18 protein-coding genes are annotated in these 15,178 nt (G+C 33.6%); 12 read left to right on the forward strand and 6 right to left on the reverse strand.

The annotated features are described in order from the left end of the window. The first annotated feature begins 82 nt into the window (after positions 1 to 82). On the forward strand, positions 83 to 733 hold the full coding sequence (locus tag BKM63_RS08905) for a 4'-phosphopantetheinyl transferase family protein (protein ID WP_071636241.1): 651 nt from the start codon (positions 83 to 85) through the stop codon (positions 731 to 733). A 48-nt stretch (positions 734 to 781) separates the two neighbouring features. On the opposite strand, the gene BKM63_RS08910 is transcribed toward BKM63_RS08905, so the two are convergent. The 3 genes from BKM63_RS08910 to BKM63_RS08920 all read right to left on the reverse strand — a co-directional run bounded on the left by BKM63_RS08910 (position 782) and on the right by BKM63_RS08920 (position 2,142). Beyond that, a complete protein-coding gene (locus tag BKM63_RS08910; RefSeq protein ID WP_071636242.1) occupies positions 782 to 1,180 on the reverse strand; it encodes a group III truncated hemoglobin in 399 nt (132 codons plus the stop codon). After that, positions 1,177 to 1,464, reverse strand: coding sequence for a hypothetical protein (locus tag BKM63_RS08915; RefSeq protein WP_071636243.1), 288 nt, complete (start codon positions 1,462 to 1,464; stop codon positions 1,177 to 1,179). The genes BKM63_RS08910 and BKM63_RS08915 overlap by 4 nt, the downstream gene beginning before the upstream one ends. A gap of 81 nt (positions 1,465 to 1,545) precedes the next feature. Further along, positions 1,546 to 2,142, reverse strand: coding sequence for a Crp/Fnr family transcriptional regulator (locus BKM63_RS08920; protein ID WP_071636244.1), 597 nt, complete (start codon positions 2,140 to 2,142; stop codon positions 1,546 to 1,548). Between the two features lie 96 nt (positions 2,143 to 2,238). Between BKM63_RS08920 and BKM63_RS08925 the strand changes: the two genes are divergently transcribed. From BKM63_RS08925 to BKM63_RS08945, 5 genes are all read left to right on the forward strand, one after another. Continuing rightward, positions 2,239 to 2,967, forward strand: a complete 729-nt coding sequence (locus BKM63_RS08925) for a geranylgeranylglyceryl/heptaprenylglyceryl phosphate synthase (protein ID WP_071636245.1) — start codon at positions 2,239 to 2,241, stop codon at positions 2,965 to 2,967. Between the two features lie 30 nt (positions 2,968 to 2,997). Then, the gene (gene pnuC / locus BKM63_RS08930) at positions 2,998 to 3,621 is read left to right on the forward strand and encodes a nicotinamide riboside transporter PnuC (protein ID WP_071636246.1); all 624 of its coding nucleotides are present in this window, start codon (positions 2,998 to 3,000) and stop codon (positions 3,619 to 3,621) included. Next, entirely contained in the window at positions 3,582 to 5,699 is a 2,118-nt protein-coding gene (locus BKM63_RS08935) for a DUF4301 family protein (protein WP_071636247.1), read from the forward strand. Before pnuC ends, BKM63_RS08935 begins: the two co-directional genes overlap by 40 nt. Further along, positions 5,699 to 6,103, forward strand: coding sequence for an alternative ribosome rescue aminoacyl-tRNA hydrolase ArfB (gene arfB / locus BKM63_RS08940; RefSeq protein ID WP_071636248.1), 405 nt, complete (start codon positions 5,699 to 5,701; stop codon positions 6,101 to 6,103). The genes BKM63_RS08935 and arfB overlap by 1 nt, the downstream gene beginning before the upstream one ends. Before the next feature lie 246 nt (positions 6,104 to 6,349). Then, complete coding sequence (locus tag BKM63_RS08945; RefSeq protein ID WP_071636249.1) at positions 6,350 to 8,536, forward strand: TonB-dependent receptor; 2,187 nt, start codon at positions 6,350 to 6,352, stop codon at positions 8,534 to 8,536. A 45-nt stretch (positions 8,537 to 8,581) separates the two neighbouring features. Here BKM63_RS08945 and BKM63_RS08950 read toward each other — a convergent pair whose 3' ends face one another. Then, positions 8,582 to 8,995 (reverse strand): Rieske (2Fe-2S) protein, encoded by a 414-nt coding sequence (locus BKM63_RS08950; protein ID WP_071636250.1) that lies wholly within the window; start codon positions 8,993 to 8,995, stop codon positions 8,582 to 8,584. A gap of 155 nt (positions 8,996 to 9,150) precedes the next feature. Between BKM63_RS08950 and greA the strand changes: the two genes are divergently transcribed. Together greA and BKM63_RS08960 are read left to right on the forward strand one after the other, a co-directional pair. Beyond that, positions 9,151 to 9,627, forward strand: coding sequence for a transcription elongation factor GreA (gene greA / locus BKM63_RS08955; protein ID WP_053472608.1), 477 nt, complete (start codon positions 9,151 to 9,153; stop codon positions 9,625 to 9,627). Positions 9,628 to 9,695: 68 nt separating this feature from the next. Next, the gene (locus tag BKM63_RS08960; protein WP_071636251.1) at positions 9,696 to 10,082 is read left to right on the forward strand and encodes an HIT family protein; all 387 of its coding nucleotides are present in this window, start codon (positions 9,696 to 9,698) and stop codon (positions 10,080 to 10,082) included. Between the two features lie 85 nt (positions 10,083 to 10,167). Here BKM63_RS08960 and BKM63_RS08965 read toward each other — a convergent pair whose 3' ends face one another. After that, complete coding sequence (locus BKM63_RS08965; protein ID WP_071636252.1) at positions 10,168 to 11,322, reverse strand: sensor histidine kinase; 1,155 nt, start codon at positions 11,320 to 11,322, stop codon at positions 10,168 to 10,170. A 162-nt stretch (positions 11,323 to 11,484) separates the two neighbouring features. Between BKM63_RS08965 and BKM63_RS08970 the strand changes: the two genes are divergently transcribed. From BKM63_RS08970 to BKM63_RS08985, 4 genes are all read left to right on the forward strand, one after another. Next, on the forward strand, positions 11,485 to 12,360 hold the full coding sequence (locus BKM63_RS08970; RefSeq protein ID WP_071636253.1) for a flavin reductase family protein: 876 nt from the start codon (positions 11,485 to 11,487) through the stop codon (positions 12,358 to 12,360). Between the two features lie 31 nt (positions 12,361 to 12,391). Beyond that, a complete protein-coding gene (locus BKM63_RS08975; protein WP_071636254.1) occupies positions 12,392 to 12,763 on the forward strand; it encodes a DUF3127 domain-containing protein in 372 nt (123 codons plus the stop codon). 242 nt (positions 12,764 to 13,005) lie between these two features. After that, positions 13,006 to 13,644, forward strand: coding sequence for a leucyl/phenylalanyl-tRNA--protein transferase (aat, locus tag BKM63_RS08980; protein ID WP_071636255.1), 639 nt, complete (start codon positions 13,006 to 13,008; stop codon positions 13,642 to 13,644). Position 13,645: 1 nt separating this feature from the next. Continuing rightward, the gene (locus BKM63_RS08985) at positions 13,646 to 14,440 is read left to right on the forward strand and encodes an MOSC domain-containing protein (protein WP_071636256.1); all 795 of its coding nucleotides are present in this window, start codon (positions 13,646 to 13,648) and stop codon (positions 14,438 to 14,440) included. On the opposite strand, the gene BKM63_RS08990 is transcribed toward BKM63_RS08985, so the two are convergent. Further along, a complete protein-coding gene (locus BKM63_RS08990) occupies positions 14,437 to 15,147 on the reverse strand; it encodes a HesA/MoeB/ThiF family protein (RefSeq protein ID WP_071636257.1) in 711 nt (236 codons plus the stop codon). The two genes, BKM63_RS08985 and BKM63_RS08990, sit on opposite strands and share 4 nt — an antisense overlap. Between the last annotated feature and the right edge of the window lie 31 nt (positions 15,148 to 15,178).

The raw sequence follows: 15,178 nt of genomic DNA on the forward strand, positions 1-15,178 counted from the left end.
ATGCGTTTTTCAGCCGGCAGTTATATCTTCTTAAATAACTTAATATGGTTTAAAAACTAACAACCCATAACTAACAATACGAATGCCTTTATTTCAGACTATACATTTCAACGAAACGACTAAAATTTTAATTTGGGAAATAACAGAATCTCTCGAAGAGTTATTGAGTAAAGTTGTATTGAAAGAAAAAACACAGAAGAGACTGGAAGGAATGAAGTCTCAAATGCATCAGCGTGCTTTTTTGAGCGTTCGTATGCTGATTCAGGAAATGGGTTTTACAGATAAAGATCTCCATTATGACGAATTTGGAAAACCCTATTTTGATTGCCATCACTACATTTCAATTACACATTCGTATCATTTTGCAGCGATAATTGTAAGTCATGAAACGGTAGGGATTGATATGGAATTACAGCGTGAAAAAATCCTCCGCATTGCGGACAAATTTGTCGACACTGAATTTGAATATTTAAACCCTGATGTTTTAGAGAAATACGTGAAAAAACTTACCGTAATCTGGGGAGCTAAAGAAGCCATCTTTAAAATCAGAAATGAGAAAGGAATTAGTTTTAAAGACCATATCAGAGTTAGTGATTTTTCTTTAGATGAAACCCAAACTCAGGCAAGCCTTCATTTTGATGATTTGGTAAAAGATTTTGATGTGCATTACGAAGAAATCCAGTCCAATCATTTTGAAGGAAAGTTTACTTTGGTGTATGCTTTTGAGAAGTAGTTTTTTAGTCTGGTCATTGCGAGGAACGAAGCAATGACAGAACAATGATTAAACTTCGCTTTCTTTATTTCTATGTTGAAACATGCTCATGTACAAAAAAGTACTCATTTTTCTGGCTCGTCTTTTTAAGATTTCGACATTTTCGCCTTCAAAATGTTCATCTAATGTCTGCGCCCAGTGGTTTAGCCAGATTCCAAATTCGTTTGCTGTGATTTTTTCATCAAAATGAGAGTCTACTTCATTGTGCACCGCATGAGGATTTCCTTTGTATTTTTTTACTGCAAACAGATTGGTTTCCCAAAAATCAGTTAGTTTTTCCAAATGTGCATCCCAGTCGGTTATCATTTTATTAAAATAAAAGCCGATTTCAGCATCGGCTCTTATTTTGTCATAGAATTGATTTACCAAAAACGTGATATCAGCTCTATTTTCTATTTGTTTTTTCACAGAATAAAGGTGTTTAAAAGAATAAATGCTACACTTAAAAAGGTACTAAGAATTAAAAGATTGAAAACTATTTTGTGTTTCATTTGTGCCAAAATTGAAGTGTTTACAAAGATACAAGCTAATACTATGATGGCAAGCTGAATCATTTGAGGAATAGAAGTTCCGTTAGCTAAAACATACATGGCAGCAGCACCGCCTAAACAGCTTTGACCAATTACAGCCATTGCTGCAGAACCCATATAGTTTTTATTGAAATTTTCGAATGTTGTTTGGTATAGTGTCATGATATTGAGATTTTTACACTACAAATTTACAACCGCTTTACTAATGCATTTTATGATTAAAATCATAAAACGAGAACTTTTTTATCTGTATACTTTCCTGTTTATTATCCTTAATTCACCTTTTTTTTCCAGAGCTTTTATCGTTCGAATAACAGTTTCTACCCGCAGACCAGTTAGATCACCAATTTGCTGTCTGGTAAAATTGATGAGGTATCCGTTTGTGTCTTTTTTAAAGTTAAAATATGCAATTCCGTGATCTATTAGTTTCAAAACTCTGTGTTCCGGTTCGTGTGTAGAAATCTCCGCAGCCATTACGGATTTATAATACAAACGCTGCGCCAGATTTTCGATTATTTTAATACTGATTGCCGGATTTTCTTCCAGGAGTTTCATGAAATTTAATTTCGGAAGCAGAAAAATTTCACTGTCTTCGACTGCAATAGAATTGGCAGGATACTTTTGGTTTAAAAATAAAGGAGGTTCTCCAAAGGACTGGCCTTTATAAAAAATACCCTGAATAAATTCTCGGCCCTCATCGTTGTAATTGCTCATTTTGATTTCTCCCGAAATTACCTGATAATAGTGTGCCGGCATATTTCCTTCTTCAAAAATAATTTCACTTTTGCCGAAAGACTTTTTTACTGCACCATATTTTTCTAATAATTCACCTTCAATCATAATTAGTTTTTGTTTGATTGTTAACAGAGAGTTTACAAATATAATTCATTCAAAATAGTTCTTCTACGTTAAAAACTTTTTACTTTTACGCCCATTATGGAGCAAAAATTACTCACGATTCACAAACAAATTCTAGAAGCCAAGAAAAATGGACAAAAGCTATTGGCTATTCTTCTGGATCCTGATAAAATTGTTTGGGAACACTTAGATCATTTATTACTTAAAATAAACCAATCTCCGGCAACACACGTTTTTGTTGGCGGAAGCATTGTTCAAAGCACTATTTTAGAAGATTTAATTGCACAGTTAAAACAAAAAACAAATCTTCCGGTTTTGATTTTTCCGGGCGATCCGTCGCAGATTTCACCGCAGGCCGATGCTATTTTGTTTCTATCTTTATTATCTGGTCGAAATCCGGATTACTTGATAGAATATCAGGTTCAGGCAGCTCCAATTTTGAAGAAGACAAATCTGGAAGTTATTTCAACAGGATATATTTTGATCGAAAGCGGCAATGAAACCGCGGTTGCCCGCGTTAGTAAAACGGAACCCCTTAATCGTGAAAATTTTGATCTGGCTCTCGCTACTGCACAAGCAGGCGAAATGCTGGGAAATAAATTGATTTATTTAGAAGCAGGAAGCGGAGCAAAAAAGCCGGTTCCGTTAGAAATGATATCGTTAATTGCTCAAAACATAGAAATTCCTGTAATTGTTGGTGGAGGAATTGTAGATTTGCACGGAATTAAAAAAGCATATAATGCCGGTGCAGATTTAGTAGTTATTGGAACTGCTTTTGAAAATGACAGTCATTTTTTTGATTCATAATTAAAATCTAACCGCCTTAAATACCACAAAATGATTGACTTTTTTCTAGATAGTTATAAAAATGCTCCGTTATGGCATATTGCTCTGGAGTTTTTGGTATTTGTTTTTGGTATTTTAAGTGTCTGGCTTGCAAAAAAAGAAAATATTTGGGTTTATCCAACAGGATTAATTGCAACGGTAATTTCTGTTTATCTGTTATATGTTGCGGGTTATATTGGCGATATGATTATCAATGGATATTTCTCGATTATGAGTATTTATGGCTGGTACGTTTGGGCAAAAGGCGGAACAGTTGAAGATAATCTGCCAATTACTCGAACAAATTTTAATGAAAAAATAATTGGTGTATTATTATTTTTGATTACTGTTTTTGTAGTTTTCGGGATTTATAAATATTTCGATTACGAAATACACAATGACAATTATGTCGATATGATATCGTCTGGGATATTTTTTGCAGGAATGTGGTACATGGCCAGAAAAAAAATCGAGAACTGGACACTTTGGATTATCGGTGATATTATTGTAGTGCCTCTTTATGCTTATCGCGGGCTAGGGATGCTGTCACTTCAGTATTTAATTTTTACAATTTTGGCTATTTCAGCTTATTTAGAATGGAGAAAAATCTTAGACAGCAAAAAACAACAATCATAAAAATTGCTTTGTTTGGTCCTGAAAGTACGGGTAAAACAACTTTAGCAAAACAACTTGCAGATTATTATGAAACCGAATGGGTTCCTGAATTTGCACGAGATTATTTACAGAAAAAATGGGAAGAAAATCAGCATATTTGCACGGCTGAGGATATGATGCCCATTGCCTACGGACAAACAGCATTAGAAAACCAAAAACTTGCCGAAGCCAAAAAATACTTGTTCTGCGATACCAATTTGATGGTAACCAAAGTTTTTTCTGAAGTGTATTATGGATTTTGTGATCCGCTTTTGAATGAAGCGGCACTGGAACATGATTATGACTTGTTTTTCCTGACGGATATTGATGTTCCTTGGGAAAAAGATGATATTAGAGATACACCTGAAGGAAGAGAAACGGTCTTTTCTGTTTTCAAACAAGCCTTAATTGATACTAAGAAACCATTTATAACTCTTTCAGGTGATAAGGAAAGCCGTTTAGGAAAAGCAAAAGCAATTATTGATGCTTTGGGAGCTTTAAAAGAAAAAGGATTATCATCCGAAGATTTTGTTGAAATTTATAATCACGGTATCCCTTTTGAGAATATCCTGAAGCAATTAGAAATATTTAAATACGGAATAGCAAAAAGCAGCTTAATCAGCCCGGCAACAATTAATAACGGAATTCTAAGTTTATCTGAAACGGATTTTGAAGAAAAAGCAGCCTTTTTTGATAGTCAGAAAGAAAAATTGAAAATCAAAAAATTTGTTCCGGCTTCTGGTGCAGCAACGAGAATGTTCAAGTTTTTAACTGCTTTTCTAAATGATTTTGATATCACAAAAGAAACTATAAATGCTTATATGAACAGAAAAAACGATAAAGAACTAGCGATCTTTATTGTTGGTATGGAGAAGTTTCCCTTCTTTGACATTCTTCATCAAAAGTTAAAAGAAATTTATCCTGATTTCGAAACTTTAGAAAGAGATTATAAAAACTATTATTTTATAAAATTGCTATTATCGCAGGACTATTATAATTCGGCAAATAAACCAAAAGCAGTTTTACCTTTTCATTTATATAATAATACGCACATCGCTAATCCAATTGAAGAGCATTTAAACGAATGTGTGCATTATGCGACTTCCGAAGGTGTTTCAAATTTGCATTTTACAGTTTCAGAGATACATCAGGATTTGTTTGAAACGGCAGTAAACGAAGTTAGAGAAAAAATAGAAAAACCATCTGGAGTAAAAATCAATATTGGATATTCGTATCAAAATAAAAGTACAGATTCTATCAATGTTGATTCAAAAAACAAGATCATCAGAAGTCTAAATGGTAACTTGGTTTTTAGACCCGGCGGTCATGGTGCCTTAATTGAAAATCTTAATAATCTGGATTCAGATATTATTTTTATTAAAAATATAGATAATGTAATTCAAAATCATATTGATAAAATTACACTATACAAGAAAGCTTTAGGAGGCATTTTAATTGCAGTGCAACAAAAAGTATTTGGCTATTTAAACGCTATTGAAAAGGGTGAGATAAATGAAAATGATCTTACAACTATTGTTGATGTTTTAATGCAAAAGCTGAATATTAAAATGACTAAAGATTTTAATAAATTTACTTTTGAAAATAAGCTGATTAAAATTAGAGAATTGTTAGACAGGCCAATCAGAGTTTGTGGAATGGTTCGTAATGAAGGAGAACCCGGCGGAGGACCATTTTGGGTAATGAATGAAAAAGGTGAAGTTTCGCTGCAGATTGTAGAAACATCTCAGGTTGATCTGACTAATAAGAAACAGATTGAAATTCTTGAAGAAGCAACGCATTTTAACCCAGTTGACTTAGTCTGCGGAATTAAAAATTACAAAGGCGAAAAATTTGACCTAAAACAATTTGTAGATCAAAAATCGGGATTTATTGTAGAGAAAAGTGTAGAAGGAAAACCAGTTAAAAGCTATGAACTTCCTGGTTTATGGAATGGTTCAATGGCGAATTGGTTAACTGTTTTTGTTGCTGTTCCGTTAATTACTTTTAACCCGGTGAAAACAGTGAACGATTTATTAAAACCGGCGCATCAGCCACAATAATGGATACCGAAAAAATCATATCAGAATTAAGTTTTAAAGCCGTAAGAAGCAGTGGCGCGGGAGGACAAAACGTGAATAAAGTTTCGTCAAAAGTTGTCTTGTCTTTTGACTTGCATGCTTCGCATGCTTTAACGGAAGAAGAAAAATCTCTTTTACTGACCAACATTGCTCCAAGATTGACCACAGAAAGTATTTTGATTTTAAATTGCGACGAGGATCGAAGCCAGCTTAAGAATAAAGAAATTGTTACAAAACGATTTTTAGAAATAATCACAAAAGGATTGTATGTCCCGAAAGTTCGAAAAGCAACTAAAATTCCAAAATCGGTTATCAAAAAACGAATTAAGGATAAAAAGAATATCTCTGAAATTAAGCAATCTCGCAGAAAACCAAATATAGATTAATACTCACTTTATAAGCTTTGTAATTTAGAATTTCTTTCTTTGGAGTTTAGTTTTTTAACATTACATTTGCACTGTCTCAAAGGGGTGCTCTAAATAACGAGCTGAGATCATACCCAAAGAACCTGAGCGAGTAATGTTGCTAAGGGAAAAAACGACAAATCACGGCGTATAAACTATGCTTTGTCGGGAAACAATTTATTAATTTAACAAAGAATAATTCCCCCTTTTATTCGTAATTCTTTACGAATGAAAACTATTTTTAAAGGTACTTTCAAAGGTACAAAGGCGCAGAGTTGCAAAGGTTCTAAGTTGAACCAATCTATTTTCTTTATTCTATCTTCTATTTTCTTTACCGTATTCTCTTTTGGACAAGTACAAGATTCAACAAAAGTCAATCAGCTTGATGATGTGTTGGTTTCGGCTGTTCGTGTTACGACTAAAACTCCGGTTACGTTTAGTAATATGGATAAAAAGGAAATTAAATACCGAAACCTGGGACAGGATATTCCTGTTTTAATGAATTATCTGCCGTCTGTAGTAACAACTTCTGATGCAGGAGGCGGAATAGGTTATACCGGTATCAGAGTCCGAGGAAGCGATGCAACAAGAGTAAATGTAACGATAAACGGAATTCCGTACAACGATGCCGAAAGCCAGGGAACTTTCTGGGTTAATATGCCTGATTTTGCTTCTTCTGTAGAAAGTCTGCAATTGCAGCGAGGCGTTGGAACTTCAACAAACGGATCTTCCGCTTTTGGTGCGAGTTTAAACATGCTTACAGATAGTTATGTTTCAAAACCAACCGGAGAAATTTCTAGTTCTTACGGAAGTTTCAATTCAAATAAAAACACTGTAAAATTTAGCACAGGGCTGCTAAATGATCATTTTGAATTGGCAGGACGTTTGTCTACCATCAAATCTGATGGTTATATAGATCGTGCCAGCTCGGATTTAAAATCCTATTTCCTTCAGGGAACTTACGTTGGAAAAACGACATTAATTAAAGCTTTGGTTTTTGGAGGAACAGAAGAAACATATCAATCCTGGAACGGAATTGATGCTGAAACTTTAAATTCAAATCGTACTTATAATTCTGCAGGAAAGTACAAAGATGAAGCAGGAAATGTTCATTTCTATGATAATGAAACGGATAATTACAAACAAAATCATTATCAGCTGCATTGGAGTGAATCATGGTCTGATAAATGGAGCAGTAATTTCGCTTTGCATTATACAAAAGGATTAGGGTATTATGAAAACTATAAATACGATGAACCAATTGCAGGCTACGGACCAATTCAGCCTACAAAAATGGTTGAAAATGATTTGGGAGAATTAGTTCCCGGGACTGATTTGATTCGTCAGAAATGGTTAGATAATGATTTTTACGGAACTACTTTTTCTGTAAAATATAAAGAAGAAAAGCTGGATGTTATTCTTGGTGGAGGATGGAATAAATATGAAGGCGATCATTACGGAAAAGTAATCTGGGCAAGAAATTCAGCACTGTCAGAATTAGGAGATCATTATTATGATGATTATTCGACAAAAACAGATGGAAATATCTTTGCAAAAGCTAATTATCAGTTTACTGAAAAATTAAGTTTCTATGGAGATTTGCAATATCGACGAGTACAATACAAAGCAAATTCAAAAGAAACAGGTCTTGTAAATGATACTTTTAATTTTTTCAATCCAAAAGCAGGTTTAAACTACGAAATCAACGAGAAAAATACTCTTTATTTTTCATACGCTCGTGCAGATCGTGAACCCAACAGAACAGATTACGAAGGCGGAAACGTAAAACCGGAAAAATTAAATGATTTTGAATTAGGATGGAGATTTAATTCGGAGAAATTCCAGTTGAATTCTAACTTCTATTATATGGGCTATAAAGATCAGTTGATTTTGACCGGAAGACTTGATGATGTTGGAGCGCCAATTCGTGCTAATACTGAAAAAAGTTACCGTTTAGGATTTGAAGTTGATGCCACAATAAAGCTTTCAGAAAAATTTCTTCTTAGACCAAACTTTACTTTAAGCAGTAATAAAAATGTTGATTTAGCGGTTGAAGGACAGTACTACGGAACAACAGATATTGCTTATTCTCCAAATGTTATTGCTGGAAATATTATTGTTTACAGCCCAATTGAAAGTTTACACATTTCGTTGTTGCAGAAATATGTTGGCGAACAATATATGAACAACATTGAATTGCCATCGGCTAAACTGGCAGATTATTTTGTAAACGATTTGAATGTTTCTTATGAAATTAAGCCAAAAACAATCTTCAAATCAATTATGATAACCGGTTTGGTAAATAATATTTTAGATAAAAAATATGTTTCAAACGGAGCCATGTGGGATATTTATCCTTACTATTATCCACAAGCAGGAATTAATTTCCTGGCCGGATTGACATTAAAATTCTAAAAAACAAAAAAGCCTGAAAAATTTAAATTTCAGGCTTTTTTATTTTTAATTGTAAACGTGAATCACAGTTCCGCTTACTTGTACTTTATATTGTTTTAAAGGATAATCTTTTCCGCCAAGGCCGGTAAACAAGCTGTAAGAAGTTTTATCACACGAACAAACCGCGTTTATGCCATCAATAGTCATGGCCACACAGGAATTTACATCCTGATTAGGACAGGCAGCGTCAAAAGCATTGTAACCGCTTCCTGCATTAAAAATAATAATTCCTTTGGCTCCGTTATTTGGAACAATAACTCCATTACTGACAAATTTAAGATTTGAATAAGCAGGCAGATTCATATCTATGGATAAATTAACAGAGTAATTTGGCAAATAAGGGTTTTTATTACTGCGTTCGCTGTCACTGCAAGATAAGAGCACCGAAACAAAAAGAATTAAAAGACAGATTTTTTTCATTATTTTGATAAGAATTAGTGAAACAAAAATAATTTATTTAGATTTGATTTTTATATGATTAACATATAATTATGTACTACAAAAAATAATAGTATATTTGTAATACAAAATCCCGTCCCGATGGGATTTTTTCTATTTATATAAACGATGAAGTTATGAGTAAAGTATCTTATTATACCGCAGAGGGGTTAAAAAAGTTAAAAGATGAATTGGAGCATTTAAAAAGTGTAATGCGTCCTAAGGCATCTCAAGATATAGCAGAGGCAAGAGACAAAGGCGATTTATCTGAAAATGCCGAATATGATGCTGCAAAAGAAGCACAGGGTTTATTAGAAATGAGAATTGCTAAATTAGAAGAAGTATACTCTAATGCAAGATTAATTGATGAATCTCAACTAGATGTTTCGAAAGTTTTGGTGCTTTCTAATGTGAAAATTAAAAACCAAAGCAACGGAATGGAAATGAAATATACGCTTGTTGCTGAAAGCGAAGCAGATTTAAAAACAGGGAAAATTTCTGTAACGTCTCCTATCGGGAAAGGCTTACTAGGAAAATCTGTTGGTGAAGTAGCTGAAATTACAGTGCCAAACGGCGTTTTAAAATTCGAAATTCTCGAAATTTCAAGAGACTAATATTTTTGAAAGTTTAACCGTTTATTTCTTTAATCGGTTAGGCGAATAAACGATTAAAGAAATAAACCATGTCTATATTCACTAAAATAGTAAACGGAGAAATTCCAGCCTATAAAGTTGCCGAAGACGATAACTATTTGGCTTTTCTGGATGTAAATCCAAATGCTAAAGGACACACGCTTTGTATTCCAAAAAAAGAAATCGACAAGATTTTTGATATGGACGAAGAATCGTATTTAGGATTAATGAAGTTCTCCAAAAAAGTTGCAGCTGCGTTAGAAAAAACAGTTCCTTGTAAAAGAGTAGGAATGGCAGTTGTAGGTTTAGAAGTGCCTCATGCGCATGTGCATTTGATTCCGTTAAATGAAATGGACGAAATGCGTTTTCATAATAAAGTATCACTTTCTAAAGAAGAATTTGAGACTTTAGCAAAAGATATTAACGCAAATCTTTAATCATACTTTCAGACTGAGCGAAGTCAAAGTCATAAAAAAAACACCAATTCAGGATATGAGTTGGTGTTTTTTTATATTGTATAATTTAAGCAGGATCAATTGTTTTATAACTAATTTGAAAAGTTGTCCCTTTTCCAATTTCAGAATGTAAAACCTTAATGTTTCCATTGTGATATTCTTCAACGATCCTCTTGGTCAAAGAAAGTCCCAGTCCCCAGCCGCGTTTTTTAGTGGTAAATCCGGGTTCAAAAATAGTTTTGTATTGTTTTTTTGAAATACCACTTCCAGAGTCCTTCACATTTATTTTTACATGATGAAGATCTTGTTCAATTTGAAGTTCTAAATTTCCCTTTCCTCTCATAGCGTCTATGGCATTTTTGACCAAATTTTCAATCGTCCAGCTGTGAAGAGTTGGGTTAATCATAGCAAAAATAGGTTTATCCGGAGCGAGATATTCAAAGGTAACTTGTTTAGAAAAACGAGATTGTAAGTACTCGTAAGTATTTAAAGTCTCCTCAACAATGTTATGCGGTTCTAAAACAGGAACAGAACCAATTTTAGAAAAACGATCTGTAATGGTCTGTAAACGCTCGACGTCTTTTTCAATTTCGGATGTTATCGACTGATCGATTTCTTCGGTTTTTAAAATTTCCACCCATCCAATTAGTGAAGACAAAGGCGTGCCAATTTGATGTGCTGTTTCTTTTGCCATTCCGGCCCATAATTTATTTTGTGTCGCCATTTTTGTGCTTTTGTAAAAATTATAAATCAAAGCAACACACAAAAAAATGATAAGTAATAAGGCTACGGGATAGTATTTAAGCTTGTTAAGTAAAGCAGAATTGCCATAATACAATGTTTGATATTTGCCTGGAGCATATTCAAAAGTTATGGGTTCGTTTTCATTCTTCAGCTTATTTAAAAAGTTTTTTCGTTTTTTCTTGTCATTAAGAATTTCATCAGGAACATTCTTGGCACTAACCACTTTGTCATAAAGCAGTAATACAACCGGAATTGAAGTATTGTTACTGAAAATTTGAAGAGGAAGTTCTACATCAGTATTTTCATCGGCATTCACTATTGTAATTTGTGCATTCACAAAAAGTTTCATTTTTAAACGTTCCTCATTCTTGAATATTTGGAAAAATGTATAAGTGTTCCAGAGAATCAGTGAAATGATTAAAAAGGAAATGAAAATTATAACCCAACGAGTTGTATTTCTACTTTCAGAAAAGCGCATAAACTAAATTTTGAGGTATAAATATAACGAAATAAACACATTTTATATTTTGCGGGGCCTTAAAAGATTTTTGTTTTTATATTCGAAAACTATTTCCTTGAATTGAACGATTTCTATACTTTTGTATGATCGAAAATGAGTTTCGGTTAAACCAGAAAAATTATGATTAGCATCAATCCAAAAGAAATACCTACGGCACAGCTGCAGGGTTATTTACAAAGTGCTGTTGGACCGAGACCAATTGCTTTTGCAAGTACAATCAGCGAAAAAGGAATTCCTAATTTGTCGCCTTTTAGTTTCTTTAATGTGTTTAGTGCCAATCCGCCAATTTTAGTTTTTTCACCTTCGCGACGTGTAAGGGACAATACCGTAAAACATACCTTAATTAATGCCGAAGCAACACGAGAAGTTGTAATAAATGTTGTAAATTACGATATCGTACAACAAACGTCATTAGCAAGTACAGAATACGGAGATGGTGTAAACGAATTTATAAAAGCCGGTTTAACGCAAATACCCTCAGATTTGGTAAAACCTTATCGCGTAAAAGAATCTCCAGTTCAGTTTGAATGCAAGATTACGCAGATTATTCCGTTAGGAACAGAAGGAGGGGCGGGGAATCTGATTTTGTGTGAAGTAGTAAAAATTCACATTCACGAATCGATTTTAGATGAAAGCGGAGCGATAGATCAGCATAAAATAGATTTGATTTCAAGACTGGGGGCAAATTGGTATTCAAGATCGAATCAAGGACTTTTTGAAGTGCAAAAACCATTGACAACTTTAGGAGTTGGGGTAGATGTAATTCCTAATTATATCAGGGAAAGTCCTGTGTTTAACGGTAATGACCTCGGAAAATTAGGCAACATTGAAGCCTTGCCTACAAAGGAAGAAGTTAGTATATTTGTGAAAGAAAATTTTTCTGTGAAAGGAGTTTTAAGCTCAGATGATCAGGAAAAAATCCACTTAGAAGCAAAAAAATATCTCAATAAAGAGGATATTTCGTCAGCCTGGAAAGTGCTTTTAGCTAAAAAATAAGAAAAGAAACAATAATTAATTATAGACGAAGATGGAAGTTATAGGAAAAGTAAAAGTGGTTAATCCTGAGCAGCAAGTTAGTGCTTCATTCAAAAAAAGAGAGTTAGTAGTTACTACAGATGAGCAGTATCCACAGCACATTTTAATCGAATTTACACAAGATAAATGCGATTTATTAAGCAGCTATAAACAAGGAGAGGCAGTAAAAGTTTCTATCAATTTAAGAGGAAGAGAATGGGTTAATCCACAAGGAGAAACTAGATATTTCAATAGTATTCAAGGTTGGAGAATCGAAAGAATGGCACCAGAAGGTCCTGCGCAAACTCCTTCAGTTCCTGCAGCAGAAGCTTTTGCTCCAGCAACAAATGTAAGCGAAGACGAACCAGACGATTTACCGTTCTAAGAGTTTAAAATTCAAATTAATAAATTCCAAATTCCAATTCATTTACCTGAATTTGGAATTTGGAATTTTGTTTTTACTCTCAGTTTATGTTATTTACATGAATGACAACACCTAATTTTGTCATTTCGACGAAGCAGAAATCTAAACGAGAAGCTCAACAATGATTGAACTTTAGTTGTGGAATTTGAAATTTCAACATTGAAATTTCAAATTATATTGGCATTTAAAATTGATTATTAAACATGTATTATTTACTCGAAGATTTATATTTCCCGCCAGTTTCAGAAGCTGATGAAGAAGGCATTCTGGCAATTGGAGGCGATTTAAACCCGGAAAGATTAAAGCTGGCTTACAAAAGCGGTATTTTTCCCTGGTTTAATGAAGGCGAACCTATACTTTGGTGGGCGCCGGATCCTCGAATGGTTTTGTTTTTAGATGAGCTAATTGTGTCTAAAAGCATGCGTAATATTTTGAATCGAAACCAGTTTACGGTTACTTTTAATACCGCTTTTAAAGAGGTAATTTTAAATTGTCAGCAGATAAAACGAGACGGTCAGAATGGTACCTGGATTTCTGACCAAATGATCGAAGCCTATTGTGTATTAAATGCAGAAGGAATTGCAAAATCTGTTGAGGTTTGGCAGGATGAGGTTTTAGTAGGAGGTTTATACGGAATAGATTTAGGACATGTTTTTTGTGGTGAAAGTATGTTTTCTAAAGTCTCTAATGCCTCAAAAACTGCTTTTATATCTTTAGTGAATTATTTAAAAAAAGAAAATTACAAATTATTAGATTGTCAGGTTTATAATTCGCATTTGGAGAGTTTGGGATGCCGCGAAATTGACCGTGATGAATTTATGTCTATTTTAAAAAGTAAATAAAATGAGCGCAGTGCATGTTGTAAAGGAAATCTATATTTATCCAATAAAAAGTCTGGCTGGTATAAGCTGTAATTCTGCATTTGCTCAGGAAATGGGATTTGAAAATGACAGAAGATGGATGTTGGTTGATGCTGAAAACCAAATGATCACACAAAGGGAACATCGAATTATGAGTCAGTTTTACCCGCAAATTTCAGATGGAAAAATCAGTATAACTTTTAAGGATAAAAAACATGAATTTTCTATTAATGAGCATTTAGAGAGTGTGCTGAAAGTAAATGTCTGGGATGATAAAAGCGAAGTGGTTGAAGTAAATCGCGAAACTTCAAAATGGTTCAGCCAGCATTTGGGTTTTGAATGTAAACTGGTTAAAATTATAAAAAATGGAGATCGCAAACACGAAAGTTCCAGATTAAAAGAAACTTTCAACGTAAGTTTGGCCGATGGATATCCTTATTTGTTAATCGGCACACAAAGTCTGGATTTTTTAAATGAGAAGTTAGACGATAAGATCACCATTTTAAGATTTCGTCCTAATATTGTAGTAAGCAGCGGAATTCCTCATGAGGAAGATGATTTTAAAACTTTTTCTATTGGGGAAGTTCAGTTTAAAAACATAAAACCTTGCGGAAGATGCATTATGGTTAATAATGATCCCGAAAATGGGCGTTTAAAAAAAGAACCTCTAAAAACTTTAAGCAAATATAGAAATGTAGATAACTCTGTTCTATTCGGAACCAATATCGTAAGCCTGAATTCTGGAATTATCAATGTTGGAGATGCACTTGTATTTTAGAAATTCAGTTTAGTAAAATTCCAGTTCAGCGTATTAAAAATTATAAGTTCATTTTTTAAAGAAGGCAATTCTAAAATTAGTTTTAAAGTTTCGTGCGCCATCATATTTCCTATAATTCCCGGAAGAGTTCCTAAAACCCCGTTTAAACTACAATTCGGAACATCTTTAGGATCCGGCATTTCGGGAAAGAGGTCACGGAGGTTTTTGCTTCCTTTATGATTAAAAACAGCGATTTGGCCTTCAAATCTCAAAATGCTTCCGTAGACCAAAGGTTTTTTAAGCTTAACACAAGTATCATTGACTAAATAACGAGTCGAAAAATTATCTGAGCCATCGACAATAAAATCATATTGACGGATAATTTCTGATGCATTTTCGGCAGTTAGTTTTTCTGTAATCGCAGCAACTTCAATAAGTGGATTTAATTTTGAAACTACCTCTTTTGCTGCAATCGCTTTTTGCCGGCCAATTTCATTTTCAGTATACAAAATCTGTCTGTGCAGATTGTGAATTTCAATCGTATCAAAATCCATAATACCTATAAATCCAACTCCGGCTGTAGCAATATATTGTAAAATCGGACAGCCTAAACCGCCTGCGCCAATTACTAAAACTCGTGCTTTTTTTAATTTTTCCTGACCCTCATCTCCAATTTCCGGAAGAATGGTCTGTCTGTTGTAACGAAGAAATTCTTGTATTACGCTCATTTTAATTAATTTTAGATTGATGAAAAGCAAA

It is taken from the genome of Flavobacterium johnsoniae, assembly GCF_001879205.1.
Lineage (GTDB): Bacteria > Bacteroidota > Bacteroidia > Flavobacteriales > Flavobacteriaceae > Flavobacterium > Flavobacterium johnsoniae_A.

Coding starts and splice junctions, on each gene's coding strand:
- pnuC (WP_071636246.1), top strand. CDS start 2,998: ATGATTGACTTTTTTCTAGATAGTTATAAAAATGCTCCGTTATGGCAT.
- BKM63_RS08905 (WP_071636241.1), top strand. CDS start 83: ATGCCTTTATTTCAGACTATACATTTCAACGAAACGACTAAAATTTTA.
- BKM63_RS08945 (WP_071636249.1), top strand. CDS start 6,350: ATGAAAACTATTTTTAAAGGTACTTTCAAAGGTACAAAGGCGCAGAGT.
- BKM63_RS08970 (WP_071636253.1), top strand. CDS start 11,485: ATGATTAGCATCAATCCAAAAGAAATACCTACGGCACAGCTGCAGGGT.
- BKM63_RS08975 (WP_071636254.1), top strand. CDS start 12,392: ATGGAAGTTATAGGAAAAGTAAAAGTGGTTAATCCTGAGCAGCAAGTT.
- BKM63_RS08915 (WP_071636243.1), bottom strand. CDS start 1,464: ATGACACTATACCAAACAACATTCGAAAATTTCAATAAAAACTATATG.
- BKM63_RS08960 (WP_071636251.1), top strand. CDS start 9,696: ATGTCTATATTCACTAAAATAGTAAACGGAGAAATTCCAGCCTATAAA.
- BKM63_RS08925 (WP_071636245.1), top strand. CDS start 2,239: ATGGAGCAAAAATTACTCACGATTCACAAACAAATTCTAGAAGCCAAG.
- BKM63_RS08985 (WP_071636256.1), top strand. CDS start 13,646: ATGAGCGCAGTGCATGTTGTAAAGGAAATCTATATTTATCCAATAAAA.
- aat (WP_071636255.1), top strand. CDS start 13,006: ATGTATTATTTACTCGAAGATTTATATTTCCCGCCAGTTTCAGAAGCT.
- BKM63_RS08965 (WP_071636252.1), bottom strand. CDS start 11,322: ATGCGCTTTTCTGAAAGTAGAAATACAACTCGTTGGGTTATAATTTTC.
- BKM63_RS08920 (WP_071636244.1), bottom strand. CDS start 2,142: ATGATTGAAGGTGAATTATTAGAAAAATATGGTGCAGTAAAAAAGTCT.
- BKM63_RS08990 (WP_071636257.1), bottom strand. CDS start 15,147: ATGAGCGTAATACAAGAATTTCTTCGTTACAACAGACAGACCATTCTT.
- BKM63_RS08935 (WP_071636247.1), top strand. CDS start 3,582: ATGGAGAAAAATCTTAGACAGCAAAAAACAACAATCATAAAAATTGCT.
- BKM63_RS08950 (WP_071636250.1), bottom strand. CDS start 8,995: ATGAAAAAAATCTGTCTTTTAATTCTTTTTGTTTCGGTGCTCTTATCT.
- arfB (WP_071636248.1), top strand. CDS start 5,699: ATGGATACCGAAAAAATCATATCAGAATTAAGTTTTAAAGCCGTAAGA.
- greA (WP_053472608.1), top strand. CDS start 9,151: ATGAGTAAAGTATCTTATTATACCGCAGAGGGGTTAAAAAAGTTAAAA.